Source organism: Erythrobacter sp. HL-111, assembly GCF_900105095.1.
Taxonomy (GTDB): domain Bacteria; phylum Pseudomonadota; class Alphaproteobacteria; order Sphingomonadales; family Sphingomonadaceae; genus Erythrobacter.
This window is the reverse complement of sequence record NZ_LT629743.1, coordinates 418,040-433,093: the sequence shown is the minus strand read 5'-3', so window position 1 is coordinate 433,093 and position 15,054 is coordinate 418,040. Positions and strand designations below refer to the sequence as shown.

Sequence of the window (15,054 nt, the reverse complement as noted above, 5' to 3'; positions counted from 1 at the left end):
CGATCACAGCAGCCATTCGATCGGCAGCTTGCCCGCCGCCCACAGCCCGGCGCGCAGCGCCAGCGGACTGCCCGGATCGGCATGGTGCACTGCGCCCGTCGCCAGGTCCTCCCAGCGCATCCGCCCCTTCGCATCGAGCGCCACCCGATAGGCGAGCCGGGCGAGGTCATCCTCCATCAGCCGCGACAGCTCGTGCGCGATCGCCTCGCTTTCGATCACCAGCCCGCTTTCGGTGTTGAGCCAGACCGAGCGCGGGTCGAAATTGAACGAGCCGACGAACACGGTCCGGCCGTCGGCGGCGAAGGTCTTGGCGTGGAGGCTCGACCCGCGCGAGCCCAGCGCGCCCGCATCCGACCGCCGCGCCATGGGCGAAGCCTCGCGCTTCAATTCGAACAGTTCGATCCCGGCTTCGAGCAGCCGGCGGCGATACTTGCGATAGCCCGCGTGGACGAGCGCGACGTCGTTCGCGGCGAGCGAATTGGTCAGCACCCGCAGCCGCACGCCGCGCCCCGCCAGCCGCACGAATTCCGCCATCCCGCGCTCGCCCGGCACGAAATAGGGCGAGACGAGGTCGAGGCTGTGTTCGACGCCCGTCAGGATCGCCGCGAGATCATCGACCATGAGGTGCCCGGCGAGCACGCTGCCGAGCGTCTTGTCGGGCGCATCGCGAACCAGCCGGGCCGCGACCGGTTCCAGGTCGAATTCGCCCGCCGCCAGCGAGCGGGCCTCCCCATGCTCCGCCAGCTCGCGCGCATAGCGGCGGTGTTCGGCGCTGTCCGTGAGTTCGGCGAGCGCACGGTCCAGGGCGCCGGACGGCGCGGGCGCCTGCCGGATCACCCGGTCGACCCGGTAGGCCGAGCGCGAAGCCCAGAACTCGGCGAAATGCCGGGCGATGTCCGCCACCACCGCGCCGCCCGCGATCACGTCGAGATCGACGAAGGCGGGCTCGTCCCCCGTGTCGAAATATTCGTCGCCCACGTTGCGCCCGCCGGTGATCGCGAGCGCGCCGTCGACGGTCAGCGACTTGCCGTGCATCCGGCGGTTGAGGCGAACGAAGTCGAACAGGTAGTTGAGCAGGCGCGGGCGGCGCAGGCCGAAGGGATTGTAGAGCCGGACCGAGATGTTCTCGTGCCGGTTCAACTCGGCAAGGATCGCATCCAGACCGGAAATGCCCAAGTCGTCGAGCAGGAGCCGCACCGCCACCCCGCGATCCGCTGCCGCGCGCAGCCGGTCGAGCATCAGCACGCCGGTGAGGTCGCGGTGCCAGATGTAGCATTCGACATCGATCGATCGCTCCGCCCGGTCGATGAGGGCGAGCCGGGCGGCGAAAGCGGCCTTGCCCTCGCGCAGCGGCTGCACCGCGCTTGCGCGGTCGGGACCGAGCGCGAGCGCCGCCACCATCCGTGCGAGCGCCGTGTCGCCCCCGTCGAGGCGCGGCGGTTCGGGCGGCTGCGCGGGCTTGCGGGGCAGGCGATAGAGGCGGGCGATCAGGGCGAGCGCAAGGGCGATCGCCGCGCCCAGGATCGCCAGCCATTTCAGCACGCCTGCGTCTCCCTTGCCGTCCCGGAAGGTGCCCCCTAGCCCCCGCGGCACGCCATGGCCAGCGATGCAGGCCCGCGCGTGCTGTGCTAGGGGCGCTGCGACGAGGAGCGTTACGGGAGCTTTACGAGGGCCCATGGCTGACCGGGAAACCACACGCGTGAAGGTGGCAAGCTACAATATCCGCAAGGGCATCGGGCTCGACCGGCGGCGCGATCCGCTGCGAATCCTGCGCGTGCTGGGCGAAATCGATGCCGATATCGTCGCGCTGCAGGAAGCCGACCGGCGCTTCGGCACGCGCGAAAGCGTGCTGCCGCAGGTCCTGATCGAGAACCACAGCGATTACGAGGCGGTGCCGCTCGACGTGCAGGTCGATTCGATGGGCTGGCACGGCAATGCGCTGCTCGTGCGGCGAGGGATCACGGTCGAACATCACGACATCATCCACATCCCCTGCCTCGAACCGCGCGGCGTGGTGACGGCGACGCTTGGCGTGGCCGGGCGCAGCCTTGCGGTGTTCGGGATGCATCTCGACCTGTCCGGCCTGTGGCGCACCCGGCAGGCGCGGGTCATCGCCGATCTTGCGGCAGCGGCGAGCGAGCGGGGCGCGACCGTGCTGATGGGCGACCTCAACGAATGGCGCGCCCGGGCGGGCACGTTCCGCGAATTCGAGCGGCATTTCAGCATCCTCGACCCGGGGCCGAGCTTTCACGCCGCACGCCCGGTCGGGCGGCTCGACCGGATCATGCATTGCGCCCGGCTCACCCTTGAGGATTGCGGCGTGCATCGCGGCGCCCTCGCCTCGCGCGCCTCGGATCACCTTCCGGTCTGGGCAGAATTCACCCTCGGCTAGATCTTCGCGAGAGCCTGGTCGAGATCGGCGATGATGTCGTCCACGTGCTCGATCCCGACCGAGATCCGCACCACGTCCGGACCTGCGCCCGCCGCCACCAGTTCGGCTTCGCCCAGCTGGCTGTGCGTGGTCGAGGCCGGGTGGATGATGAGCGAGCGCGTGTCGCCGATATTGGCGAGATGGCTGAACATCCCGACATTCGAGACAAGCTTGACCCCCGCCTCGTAGCCGCCCTTCACGCCGAAGGTGAAGACCGCCCCGCCCTTCCCGCCGAGATACCTGTCGGCGAGCGGCTTGTACGGGTTGCCGTCGAGCCCGGCGTAAGAGACCCATTCGATCCTGTCGTGCGCGCTCAGCCACCGGGCCACTGCCAGCGCGTTGTCGCAATGCCGTTCCATGCGCAGCGCAAGCGTTTCCATGCCGGTCAGCGCGAGCCAGGCGTTCTGGGGCGCGAGGGCCGGCCCGAGATCGCGCAGGCCGAGCACGCGGCAGGCGGTGATGAAGGCGATGGGACCGATCGGTTCCAGCGCATCGACCAGCACTGCGCCGTGATAGGAGCCGTTGGGCTCGGTCAGGCTGGGGAACTTCGCCCCCTGCGCGCGCCAGTCGAAATTCCCCGAATCGACGATCACCCCGCCCACCGCATTGCCGTGACCGTTCAGGAACTTGGTCGTCGAATGCGTGACGATGTCCGCGCCGTGTTCGAAGGGGCGGCACAGGATCGGGGTCGCCATGGTGTTGTCGACGATCAGCGGCACCCCGCCTTCATGCGCCACGTCCGCAATGGCGCGGATGTCGGTCACGACGCCGCCCGGATTGGCGAGGCTTTCCACGAAGACGCAGCGCGTCTTCGCGTCCATCGCCGCGCGCACGTTCTCAGGGTCGTCGGCATCGACGAAGCGCGTTTCCCAGCCGAACTTGCGGAACGCCTCGCCCATCTGGTTGAGCGAGCCGCCATAGAGCTTCTTCGCCGCGACGATGTTGCAGCCCGGCTCCATCAGCGTGTGGAACGCGACGAGCTGCGCCGCGTGGCCGCTGGCGAGGCCGAGCGCGCCGACGCCGCCTTCCATCGCCGCGATCTTCTTTTCCACCGCATCATTGGTCGGGTTCATGATGCGCGAATAGATGTTGCCGAACTGCCTGAGAGCGAACAGGTCGGCGGCGTGCCCGGCATCGTCGAAGACGTAGCTCGCGGTCTGGTAGATCGGCGTGATCCGCGCGTTCGTGGCGGGATCGGGCGCGCAGCCGCCATGCACGGCGAGCGATTCGAGCTTCAGGTCGGTCATGGATCGGTCCTTCAATCGGCGACAGGGGCGCGCGGCTTCAACCACAAGCGGCACGGCCGCGCAAACGAAAGGAGGGAGCCGGTCGCCCGGCCCCCTCCCCGATCCCTGGCAGCGATGCCGCTGCTAGAAGCTCGCGCCGATCGCGACGCCGTAACGCCGCGGATCGAGCGTGAAGATGTTGGTGAACAGCCCCGAGGACGCATCGGTCACGTAAAGGCCGGTGGTCGAATTGCTGTCGAAGATGTTCTGGATGAACCCGCGCACGAACCAGCCGTCGACCGAGTTGAGCTGGACCTGAGCGTTCGCCTGGACGAAGGGCGCGATGCGGTTGACCCGGCCGTTGAAGACATTGCCGAACTGCTCGCCCGTCAGCGCCACGTCGAAACGCGGCACGAGGCTCAGCGAATCGTTCATGTCGAGCGTGTACTGCACCCCGGCCGAAGCCTTGATCGTCGGCGCCTGCGGCAGCTTGTTGCCGCGCAGGTTGACCTCGACGCCGGGGCTCAGCACCTCGACCCCGCCGAACAGGTCCCCCGCGGGCGAGGCGGCATAGCCCTGCAGCACCTCGCAGATGCTGAACGCGCCAGAGGAGGCGATCCCGCCATCCGCCGGAAACTCGGTCGTGCCCTGCAGCGGCGCGGTGGAGGGCGCGGCGAGGCCCGCGACATTGCCCGCGTTGAGTTCGGAATTGACGAAGTTGACGAAGCTGTCCGGCCCGCCCTGCTGCGCGCCCGTGACCGCGCACAGCGACCCGTTGGTGATGTCCTTGACGATCACCGCATTGTCGTCCCCGCCGCCCGGATCGCGCGGGTTGGAGAAGAACTGGTCGCCCGCGACCTCGGCGTTGAGGTAGCTGAAATTCATGTTGATCAGCCAATCGGGCGAAGGCCGGATGACGCCTTCCAGTTCGACGCCCCAGATATCGGCATCAATCGTGTCGTTGACGGATGTGCGCGCGATGATGCGGCTCAGTTGCAGGTCCTTGTACTTGTAGTAGAACGCCGTCGCGTTGAGTTGCAGCGCCCCGTTCGCGAAGGTGTTCTTCGTCCCGATTTCGAAGGCGTCGATCGTTTCGGGACCGAAGCTTTCGGGCACGTTGAAGATCGGCTGCAGCGGCGGGTTGATCCCGCCCGACTTGTAGCCGCGCGAATAGGACGCATAGACGAGGTTGTCGGGCGTGATCTGGAAATCGAGCACCGCGCGGCCGGTGATCTCGTTGAAGGCGACCGACCGTTCCTGCGATACCTGGTTGCCCGGCAGGCCCGGATCGGCGTCGAACAGCCCGACGAAGGGCGAGGTGAACGGATCGCCGTCGTTCGAATAGGGATTGAGGAAGCTCGCCAGGGTCGAACGCGCGGTGATCGACTTGGAATCGTCGTTGTAGCGCAGGCCGCCGGTGAATTTCAGACGGTCGGTGATGTCGAAATAGACCTCGCCGAAAATGCCCCAGCTTTCCAGCCGATAGTCCTGCGTGTTGTTGCGGAAGAACGAGGTCGCGAGATAGGATGGCGGAAGCCCGGCGCCGAGCGCGTTGAACGAACCGAGCAGGCCGGCGATGTAATCGATCGCGAAGGCGTTCACGAAATAGCTGTTCTCGCTCGTTTCGAGATCGGCATAGATCCCGCCGAGGAGGAAGTTGAACGGCCCGTCGAAATCGGAAGACATGATCGCCTCGACCGACCAGGCGCGGTCGTCCTGGTTCGAGCGGTCGAATTGCTGGCCGGCCGGCGAACAGACCGCAAAGCCCTCGAACGCGCCGCGATTGTCGAGCCGCGCGTCGGAGGTGCACAGCTCGCCGCCGGGGCCGTTCGGGATGATCGCATCGACGATCGGCTGGAAATAGGCCGCCGTGTCCGGTCCGACCGCCGCCGGATTGGCGAAGGTCGAAAGCTGGGCCAGCGCGGGGGCGTAGAAGGCCGGGTCGTTGATCCCGAGGTTGTAATCCTGCCGCGAATCGACCGAGCTTTCCTGGTAGGTGCCCGTGACGCTGAGTGCGATCGCGCCGAAATTCTGTTCGAGATGCGCCTGGATCTGCAGTTCGTCCGCGAAATATTCGGGCGTGAACTGCGTGTTCACCTGGCGCACGTCGTCGGGCTCGGTGAAATTGGCGTAGCCGTCGGGGCCGTAGAGGCTGTTGAGGCCGAAGCCCGGGGGAAGGCCGTTGAGCTGGAGGAATTCCTCCGATCCGAGCGTGCCGGTGAAGGTCGAATTGCCGTTCAGCTGGTCGAAGTCGCGGCGGTTGTTGAGGCAGCCGAGCACGCCGGTCGGATCGCGCTGGCAGAGCTGCTTCTGGATGCGGAGGCGGTCGTCGTCCTCGCGGAAGTAATAGCCCATGAGGTCGATCGTCGTGTCCGGCCCCGGCTCCCAGCGCAGCGAGCCGCGGATCGCGAACTGCTCGCGCCCGTCGATGCGTTCGCCGTCGAACAGGTTTTCGGTGAACCCGTCGCGCTTGAGGAAGAAGCCCGCCACGCGCGCGCCCAGCGTGTCGCCGATCGGCAGGTTGAGCATGGCCTGGGCGCGGATCGAATCGAAATTGCCGTATTCGAACTGCGCGCTGCCGCCGAAGGCGTTGAGGTCGGGCTTGGCGGTGATGATGTTGACCACGCCCGAGGTCGCGTTGCGCCCGAACAGCGTGCCCTGCGGCCCGCGCAGGACCTCGATCCGTTCGAGGTCGAAATATTCGGTCTCGAACAGGCGGGTGTTGAACAGCGGCGCGGAATTGAGCGCGATCCCGGTCGCGCTGTCGCAGCTCACGCCCACGCACAGGTCGCCGATCCCACGGATGGTGAAGCTCGAACCGGTGAAATTCCCCTTGGTGAAGGAGACGTTGGGCAAGGTCAGCTGGAGGTCGCTCGCGTTCTCGATCTGCTGCGCCTGCAGCGTTTCGGCATCGAATGCGGTCACCGCGAGCGGGACTTCCTGCAGGCTCTGCGCCTGGCGCTGGGCGGTGACGATGATGACGTTGGCTTCCCGCGGCGCTTCGGGGACTTCCCGCGGCGCTTCGGGCAATTCGTCCCTCTCCTCCTCGCCCGAGGTCTGGGCGAAGGCGGGCGTCGCGACGGATGCAAGGCAAATCCCGGCAAGCAGAAAGGCTCTGACTTTCATGACATTCTCCCCCAATTTCGGCCGTTTGGACGGCTCTGGAGCAAGATTATAACCCATTTCTGCGGATGCAGGTAAGAAAAATGTCATCGGGCGCCGGTTCGCGCACTCGTCATGGCGCACCGCTTGTCACAATCACCATTGCGGCACCCGCCCGCCCGGCCTAAGCCTAGGGTCGGGAGAGAGGAAAATTGGACGACTATCCGACGCACGCCGATGCGGTGACGGCCGAATGGCTGTCGGACCGCCTGCGCGACAACGGCCTGATCGAAGACGGCCGGGTGAGCGGTTTCGACTGGGAACCGATCGGGACCGGGCAGGTGGGCGATTCGGTCCGCTTCCACCTGCGTTATGCGCCCGAAGGGATCGGCCCGCCAACGCTCGCGGCCAAGTTCGGCGCCGCCGACGAAACCAGCCGCGGCACGGCGGCGCTGATGGGGCTCTACGCCAAGGAGGTCGGCTTCTACCGCGAGGCCGCGCCGCTGCTCGGCGTGCGCGTGCCCCGCGTGCTTGCCGCCCATGTCAGCGCCGACGGGAGCGGGCAGGTCATCCTGTTCGAGGATCTCGGCCCGGCGCGCGGCGGCGACCAGGTGGCGGGCTGCGGGATCGAGGACGCGCGCGCAGGCATCCGCGAAGCCGCCGCGATCCATGCCGGGAGCTGGCACCGGCGCGATCTCCTCGAAGCCGACTGGATCAGGCCCGACCCCGCGATTTCCGATCGCATCGCCGCGATGTACCCGCAGGCCCAGGCGGTCTTCCGTGAACGCTATGCAGGCAGCCTCGAGCCCGAATACATGGCGCTGTGCGAGGAACTTGCCGCCACCCCCGGCTTCTTCGAGCGCGGGAACGAGGCCCCGCAGTGCCTCGTCCACGGGGACTTCCGGCTCGACAACATGCTGTTCGACATCAACGGCGGGGCCGAACCGATCGCGATCCTCGACTGGCAGACGGTCACGACGGGCAAGGCGATGACCGATATCGGCTATTTCCTCGGCTGCGGGATCGGCAACGCGCTGCGCCGCGCGCACGAGCAGGAGCTGCTCGACCTGTGGCTCGCCGAGATGGCGGCGCGCGGCGTCGTCCTTTCCCGCGGCGACATCGAACACGACTATCGCATCGGCGCGCTGCACGGCGTCTCGACCGCGGTATTCAGCGCCGCCTTTGTCGAGCGCACCGAGCGCGGCGATGCCAATTTCCTATCGATGGCGCGCGGGGCCTGCGGCCTCGCGCTCGAACGAAACAGCCTTGCAGCCTTGAAGGAGACCGCGTGATGGTCCTCACCCGCGGCGACGACTACCCGCTCCACCAGACCCCGGAACCGATCGCCTATGCGGGCACCGACCGGAATTTCTACGACCGCTATTTCTTCAACGGCTATGCGCCCGACGGGAGCGGGTTCTTCGCTGCCGCCTTCGGGGTCTATCCGCATCTCGACATCGCCGACGCGCATTTCAGCTTCATCCGGGACGGGGTGCAGCACTGCCTCCACGCGAGCTGCGAACTCGGCATGGAACGCATGGCGCTGCGCGTCGGGCCGATCTCGATCGAGGTGATCGAGCCGCTCGAGCGGCTGAAGGTCACGATCGAGGAGACCGATGGCCTCGCGGGGGAATTCACCTTCACCGCCCGCGCCGCACCGATCGAGGAGCCGCGCTTCCTCCACCGCACCGGGACGCGCGCCTTCATGGACTACACGCGGATGACCCAGAACGGCCATTACGAAGGCTGGATCGCGGTGGACGGCGTGCGCGAGGAAATGGCCGCCGGCACGATGGGAACGCGCGACCGTTCGTGGGGCGTGCGGCCGGTGGGCGAACGCGATCCGCAGCCGATCCCGGGGGCGCCGCTGCCGTCCTTCTTCTGGCAATGGACCCCGCTCAACCTCGAAACCGGCTCGGTCTTCTTCCACGTCAATGCCGACTGCGAAGGCCGCGCCTGGAACACCCGCGCGGCATGGGCCGCCGACGGCTGCGGGCAGGACGCGGTGGCCGAGGGCCACGGCACCCTCGCCGCGACGCTCGAGCCCGGATCGCGCTGGCCTTCGGGTGCCTCGCTCGCGCTCGATGTTCCCGGCGCGCCCGCCGCGCTCGAGCTTGCGCCCGTGGCCCGGTTCCAGATGAAGGGGATCGGCTACACCCACCCCGAATGGGGCCACGGGCTGCACCACGGCACGCTGCGGACCGCGCGCGAGGACCTGGTGCTGGCCGAACTCGACCCCGCCGCGATGGACAATCTCCACGTCCAGATGCTCTGCCGCGTCACCGGCGATGCGACGGGCATGGGCGTGTTCGAACAGCTCGCCATCGGTCCCTATGCGCCGCTCGGCCTTGCGGGGATCGCCGAGCCGGCCTGAGCCGTCTTTCGCGGAACGGCGGACCCTTCCTCCCGTTGCATCCCCTGAGACGTGCGCGCCGGCTCCGGCGCGCGCCCATGGACAACGACAAGGAGGAGGACCCGCCATGGTCGATCCCAACAAGCCCGAATCCAGCCGCTCCAAATGGCTCTGGCCGCTCGTCATCGCGGGGATCGGCGTGCTCGCCGTGATCGTCTTCTTCAACCCCTCGGGCGACCGCGACGGCGATGTCGACACGCCGATCGACATGGAAGAGACGACCGGCGAGAATGACGGCACCGATCCAACGGCTCCAGCACCCGAACCCTTTGCCCCCGGCGGCGACTAGGCGCTAGGACAGGCCCTCCCGCGGGCCCCGCCCCGCTTTCCCGCGCGAGCAAACAGCATGGCGAGCCGTTCCCCGATCCAGCAGAACCCCGATATCCGCTTTCTCGGCAGGCTGCTCGGCGACGTGATCCGCGAGCATGGGGGCACGCGCCTGTTCGAGCGGACCGAAGAGATCCGCCGCGCCAGCATCGACCGCCACCGGGGCGAGGCGATCGCCGATCTCGGGCTCGACAAGCTCGATCTCGACGAGACGCTCGCCTTCGTGCGCGGGTTCGGGCTGTTCTCGATGCTCGCCAACCTCGCCGAGGACCGCGCCGCGCCCGTGGCGGACGGAGCAAGCGACCTTGCCTCGGCGCTGCGCGTGCTGGGGAAGGACGGGATTTCGCGCGAGGAGGTTGCGCGGCTGCTCGAAGGCGCGCTGATCGCCCCCGTCCTCACCGCCCACCCGACCGAGGTGCGGCGCAAGAGCGTGCTCGACCACCGCGCGCAGATCGCCCGGCTGATGCAGGAACGTGACGCGGCGGGCGCGGCGGGCGAACCGGTCGAGGCGGTCGAAGGGGCGATCGCGCGCCGGATCGCCCTGCTCTGGCATACCCGCACGCTGCGCCGCGACCGGCTCTATGTCACCGACGAGGTCGACAACGCCGTTGATGTCATGCGCGACGTTTTCCTGCCCGTCCTGCCCGAACTTGCGGCACGGTGGGAGGCGGCGCTCGGGCGGGAGGTGCCGGGCTTCGTGCGCCTCGGCAGCTGGATCGGCGGCGACCGCGACGGCAATCCCCACGTCACCGCCGCTTCGCTCGACTATGCCCTGTCGCGCGCCGCCCGGCTCGTCCTCCGCTCCTGTCTCGACGCGGTCCACGAACTCGGCGCGGAGCTTTCGATCTCGAGCGAGCTTGCCGCGATCGACCCCGCGCTCGAAGCGCTGGCCGAGGCGAGCGGCGACACGTCGGCCCATCGCCGGGACGAGCCGTTCCGCCGCGCGCTCGCCGGGATCTACGCCCGCCTCGCCGCGACCCACTGCGAGCTGACCGGCACGCCGCCTCCCCGCGCGCCGGTGGCGGACCGCCCGGCCTATCGCTCGCCGGAGGAATTGCTGGACGATCTGGAGACCATCGCCGCCGCGCTCCGCAAGCTCGGCGGCGCGGGACTGGCGAGCGGCGATGCGCTGTCCCGGCTGATCCGCACGGTGCGGCTGTTCGGGTTTCATCTTGCGACCCTCGACCTGCGCCAGAACAGCGCGGTGCACGAACGGGTGGTTGCCGAACTGCTCGCCGCGGCCGGGGTCGAGGCGGATTACGCCGCACTCGGCGAGGAGGAGCGCATCGCCCTGCTGCGCGCCGAACTCGCCGGAGCGCGGCCCCTGCGGATCGCGTGGCACGACTATCGCGAGGAGACGACGAGCGAACTCGCGATCATCGATGCGGTCGCGCGCGCGCGGGACCGCTTCGGCCCCGCCGCGATCACGCAATATGTCGTCTCGATGGCGACGAGCGTTTCGGACCTGCTCGAAGTGCTCGTGCTGCTGCGCGAGGCGGGGCTCTACCGGCACGGGGAACGGCCCGAATGCCCGGTCATGCCGGTGCCGCTGTTCGAAACGATCGGCGACCTCGAGGCGGCGCCCGCGATCATGCGCGAGGCGCTGTGCCTGCCCGAACTTGCCGCGCTCGCGAAGGCGCGGGGCTTCCAGGAGGTCATGCTCGGCTATTCGGATTCGAACAAGGACGGGGGCTATCTCACCTCGTCCTGGCATCTCGCCCGGGCGAGCGAGGCGCTCGCCGGGGTCTTCGACGAGGCCGGCGTGACGATGCAGCTCTTCCACGGGCGCGGCGGATCGGTCGGGCGCGGCGGAGGCTCCGCCTTCGACGCGATCCGCGGCCAGCCGCGCGGCACGGTCAACGCCCGCATCCGCATCACCGAACAGGGCGAGGTGATCGCGGCCAAGTACGGCAGCCGCGAAAACGCCGCGCGCAATCTCGAGGCGATGGCGAGCGCAACCGTGCTCGCGACGCTCGAACCCGAACGGATCGCGCCCACGGACGCGAAACGCTTTGCCGCGGCGATGGAGGAGCTCTCGCGCACCGCCTTCGCGGCCTATCGCGCGCTGGTCTACGAGACCGGGGGCTTTGCCGACTTCTTCCGCCAGATGACCCCGATCGCCGAAATCGCGGGACTCAAGATCGGCAGCCGCCCGGCGAGCCGGAAAGGCACCGACCGGATCGAGGACCTGCGCGCGATCCCGTGGGTGTTCTCGTGGAGCCAGGCGCGGGTCATGCTGCCCGGCTGGTACGGGGTCGGCCACGCGCTCTCGGCTTTTGGCGACAGGGGCCTTTTGCGCGCGATGGCGCGCGAATGGCCGTTCTTCCGCAACGCGCTCGCCAACATGGAAATGGTGCTGGCGAAATCGGACATGGGGATCGCGCGGCGATACGCCCTGCTGGTGGAGGACGACAACCTGCGCGAGCGCATCTTCCCGCGCATCGAGGAGGGCTGGAGCCTCACCCACGACACGCTGCTGGAAGCGACGGGGCAGCACCGCCTGCTCGAGAATTCGCCCCAGCTCGACGCCTCGATCCGCCTGCGGCTGCCCTATATCGAGCCGCTCAACCTGCTCCAGGTCGAGCTGCTGCGCCGCCATCGCGGCGGCGAGAAGGACCCGCGCATCGCGGAAGGCATTCAGCTTTCGATCAACGCGATCGCCACCGCCCTGCGCAACAGCGGCTGAAACCGCTCAGAGCCCCAGCGCGCCGGGATTGACGATGCCGTCGGGGTCGAGTTCCCGCTTGAGCGCGCGCACGACCGCGAGATGGGCGGGATCATGGTCCTCCAGATAGGGATAGGACCGCCCGATCTGGTAATGCACCCCGCCGTGTTCGTGCATCAGGGCGACCACGTCGCGCTTCATCTGCACGACCAGCGCCTCCGCCTCGGGCGCGGGCTGGTATGTCGGCAGGCTTGCAAGATGGCCGGGTTCGACCGTGCGTTCGTGATAGGCATTGCGCGCATCGGGCCAGTAGAAGGTCGGCTCGTAGATGAACACGCTCGTGCCGACGGCCATGAACATCCCGCCGGTATAGATGCCGTGCGCGTCCATCTCCCCCCGGCGCGACTGCCAGTAGGCCTGCAGCGCCGCGTGGAAGGGGCGCGCGGCGCAATGCGGGAGCTGCGCGTGCATAGGCAACCAGCGCTCCCCTTTCGGCCCGATGACATTGTTGAGCGGGGCGAAGGGCATGGCGCGCACGACTTCGGGCACGCTCGGCGCGATCGCCTTGCCGAATTCGCCCGCGATCCGCCTGATCTCGGCGATGCGGCGGTCGGCATCGCCCTGGTCGAAACCTTCCGCGATGAAATGCCCTGCGAATTTCGCCCGGGCGATCCCTTTCGAGCCCGCCAGCGCCATTTTCGCGACCGTCTTCGCCCCCTTGGCAAGCGATGAACTGCCTTTCATCACCGCCCCTGCCATGTCGAGCTTGTCGCCAAGGTCGGCCTCGCCGATCTGGCCCTGCTGGAGCGCCTCGTCGAGGCCGAAATTCTCCTCCGCCAGACCGCTCGCCGCGACCCGGCGGAACGCTTCGTGCAGGTCCTCGAAGCGCGCGAAATCGAACGAGGCGGTGCCATGCGCGGCGGCCGCGCGTTCGAGCGCGAGCGTGATCCGCACCTTGATCCCCAGCGCCCCGCAATCGCCGGTGAAGAGACCCGCGAGGTCGGGGCCGTAATGGCGCGAGAACGGCATCGCCAGGCCAGACAGCGCGCTGCCGGTGGAAAGGGTTTCGCCCGTGCCGGTCACCACCGCGAGCGAGACGACGCTGTCCGCCGCCGTGCCGCGCCCGTGGCTGATCGCGTTCATCGAGACCCCGCCCGCAACCGTCGAGTGAAGGCCCGAATAGCTGCCCCAGAAGCGCGTCTTCAGCCCGCGCGCACGAAGTGCCTCGCGCAGCTCGGCCCAGGTCACCCCGGGTTCGACGCTGACAAGGGCGTTGTCCTCGTCCACGTCGATCCCTTTCATGCGGGAGAAATCGAGCGTGATGCCGCCTTCGCGGGTCTGGGCATAGGCGTCGGTGTAGCTCGCCCCGCCGCCGCGCAGGACGATGGGTATGGCGCACCGCCGGGCGTGGCGGACGATGGCGGCGATTTCCCCGGCGCTGCCGGGCCGGACGATAGCGAGGGGCAGGCGGTGGCGCCGGAACACGTCGGTCGCGTAGAATTCGAGGCTTTCGGGGTCGGTCAACACGTTGTCCGCCCCGACGATCGCGGCGAGTCCCGCCAGTGCGTCCTGTTCCTGCGTCAATGCCGTTGCCATGGCGCGACCATAGGGCGGCACGGCGAAAGGGCACGCCCGCACCGGGCTCGTCTCCACCCCGCGGATAATCGCCTAGCCTTCGCTCAGCGAGATCAGCTCGTAATATCCGTCGAGATGGTCCCAGCGCATGAAGGCGAGCAGGTCGAGCCGCTCGCAAACCCACATCTCGATCGGGGGATATTCGCCATAGGTGACGGTGACATAGCGGCAATCGAAGGTGCCGGCAGCGACTGTCCGGCGTTCGCTCCCGCGCTCGGCGATCTCCGCTCGGGTGACGTGGAGCCCCGGCACGCCGCCGCCATTGGCCGCGACGGAATTGGCATGGACGGCAAGCCCTGCGCTGCCCTCGCCGCCGAGAGCGCGCACGATCCACCCGTCATTCACGAGCGAATGCGTGCCGAAGAAACGGCACGTCTCGGCGTGCTCGATGCGTTCGGGTTCGCCGCCCGCGGGAAGGATGTCGGCGCGGATGCGACCGGGCTCGAACCGATAATGCCCGCTGCCCAGCGCCCGGCCGCCCTCGATCGTGTGCACGAAAGCCTCGCGCGGGGCATCGGCGGGATCGAGGCGGAGGAAGCAGTCCCGCACCAGCGCGTCGCCATCCATCACGCATTGGGCGCGCAGCACGCTGCTGCCGTCCGCCTCGCGCGAGATGCTGAACAATTCGCGGCCGGCGCGGGTCCCGTCGGATGCGAAATAGCCGATCGTTCCATGCAGGTTGAAGCGGGTGCCGGTCATGCCCGCCCCCTGCCCCATCCCCCTGCGAAAAGCCCGAGCATTGCCGGCGATTCTCGTGGTGCGAGCAGGGGCGAAGCGTGCCTCGGATGCGCCGTATGCCCGCTCGCACTCGGATATTCGATGCCTGCGCTTCGTTGAGGGCGGACACGAAACGGAGCATTCGCATGAACAGGACCGCCAGCATCATTGCCCTCCCCCTCGCCGCGCTCGGCCTTGCCGCCTGCGGTTCGCAGGGCGACAGCAAGGCGACGCCCAAGCTCGAGGAGCCCGATTCGGCGGGGTCGCAGGAAACCGCGATCGGCGGCGTGGCCGAGCCCGCCAGGCCGGACGAGGCAATCGCGGACGAGACCGCGGGGTCGGTCGAGAACGAACTGACCGACGAGGACGAGGCCGGCATCGCCGAAGAGCGGCTCGGCGACTAGCGCTTTCGCGGATCGCAGAGGCGCGAGGACCACGCGCCCGCCCCCGTTTCCGCTCTACACCCCGAACGGATTTCAGGCGGGGATCGCGCTGCACCCGCCGCGCATGGCGCCCGACTGGTCCCGCGCGCAGGGCA

At 68.4% G+C, this 15,054-nt stretch carries 11 protein-coding genes; 6 read left to right on the top strand and 5 right to left on the bottom strand.

The genetic code is table 11. The annotated features are described in order from the left end of the window. Positions 1 to 3: 3 nt before the first annotated feature. Positions 4 to 1,542, bottom strand: a complete 1,539-nt coding sequence (locus BLU08_RS02070; protein WP_197676889.1) for a phosphatidylserine/phosphatidylglycerophosphate/cardiolipin synthase family protein — start codon at positions 1,540 to 1,542, stop codon at positions 4 to 6. A 133-nt stretch (positions 1,543 to 1,675) separates the two neighbouring features. Here BLU08_RS02070 and BLU08_RS02065 point away from each other — a divergent pair, with 133 nt between their 5' ends. Next, positions 1,676 to 2,392, top strand: coding sequence for an endonuclease/exonuclease/phosphatase family protein (locus BLU08_RS02065; RefSeq protein ID WP_090194607.1), 717 nt, complete (start codon positions 1,676 to 1,678; stop codon positions 2,390 to 2,392). On the opposite strand, the gene BLU08_RS02060 is transcribed toward BLU08_RS02065, so the two are convergent. Beyond that, entirely contained in the window at positions 2,389 to 3,678 is a 1,290-nt protein-coding gene (locus BLU08_RS02060; RefSeq protein WP_090194605.1) for an O-acetylhomoserine aminocarboxypropyltransferase, read from the bottom strand. The two genes, BLU08_RS02065 and BLU08_RS02060, sit on opposite strands and share 4 nt — an antisense overlap. Before the next feature lie 123 nt (positions 3,679 to 3,801). Further along, on the bottom strand, positions 3,802 to 6,783 hold the full coding sequence (locus BLU08_RS02055; RefSeq protein ID WP_090194602.1) for a TonB-dependent receptor: 2,982 nt from the start codon (positions 6,781 to 6,783) through the stop codon (positions 3,802 to 3,804). A gap of 188 nt (positions 6,784 to 6,971) precedes the next feature. Here BLU08_RS02055 and BLU08_RS02050 point away from each other — a divergent pair, with 188 nt between their 5' ends. From BLU08_RS02050 to ppc, 4 genes are all read left to right on the top strand, one after another. After that, entirely contained in the window at positions 6,972 to 8,051 is a 1,080-nt protein-coding gene (locus BLU08_RS02050) for a phosphotransferase (RefSeq protein WP_090194600.1), read from the top strand. Then, positions 8,051 to 9,133 carry a hypothetical protein gene (locus tag BLU08_RS02045; protein WP_090194598.1) on the top strand — a complete coding sequence of 361 codons (1,083 nt, stop codon included), beginning with the start codon at positions 8,051 to 8,053 and terminating at the stop codon, positions 9,131 to 9,133. Before BLU08_RS02050 ends, BLU08_RS02045 begins: the two co-directional genes overlap by 1 nt. A 106-nt stretch (positions 9,134 to 9,239) precedes the next feature. After that, a complete protein-coding gene (locus BLU08_RS02040; protein ID WP_090194595.1) occupies positions 9,240 to 9,461 on the top strand; it encodes a hypothetical protein in 222 nt (73 codons plus the stop codon). Positions 9,462 to 9,518: 57 nt separating this feature from the next. After that, a complete protein-coding gene (ppc, locus tag BLU08_RS02035; RefSeq protein ID WP_090194592.1) occupies positions 9,519 to 12,185 on the top strand; it encodes a phosphoenolpyruvate carboxylase in 2,667 nt (888 codons plus the stop codon). 6 nt (positions 12,186 to 12,191) lie between these two features. On the opposite strand, the gene BLU08_RS02030 is transcribed toward ppc, so the two are convergent. Together BLU08_RS02030 and BLU08_RS02025 are read right to left on the bottom strand one after the other, a co-directional pair. Further along, positions 12,192 to 13,760, bottom strand: coding sequence for an FAD-binding oxidoreductase (locus BLU08_RS02030; RefSeq protein WP_157674428.1), 1,569 nt, complete (start codon positions 13,758 to 13,760; stop codon positions 12,192 to 12,194). A 72-nt stretch (positions 13,761 to 13,832) separates the two neighbouring features. After that, complete coding sequence (locus BLU08_RS02025; protein WP_157674427.1) at positions 13,833 to 14,498, bottom strand: hypothetical protein; 666 nt, start codon at positions 14,496 to 14,498, stop codon at positions 13,833 to 13,835. Between the two features lie 164 nt (positions 14,499 to 14,662). Here BLU08_RS02025 and BLU08_RS02020 point away from each other — a divergent pair, with 164 nt between their 5' ends. Next, positions 14,663 to 14,920: a hypothetical protein gene (locus BLU08_RS02020; protein WP_090194584.1), complete on the top strand. Its 258-nt coding sequence runs from the start codon at positions 14,663 to 14,665 to the stop codon at positions 14,918 to 14,920. Positions 14,921 to 15,054: the final 134 nt, after the last annotated feature.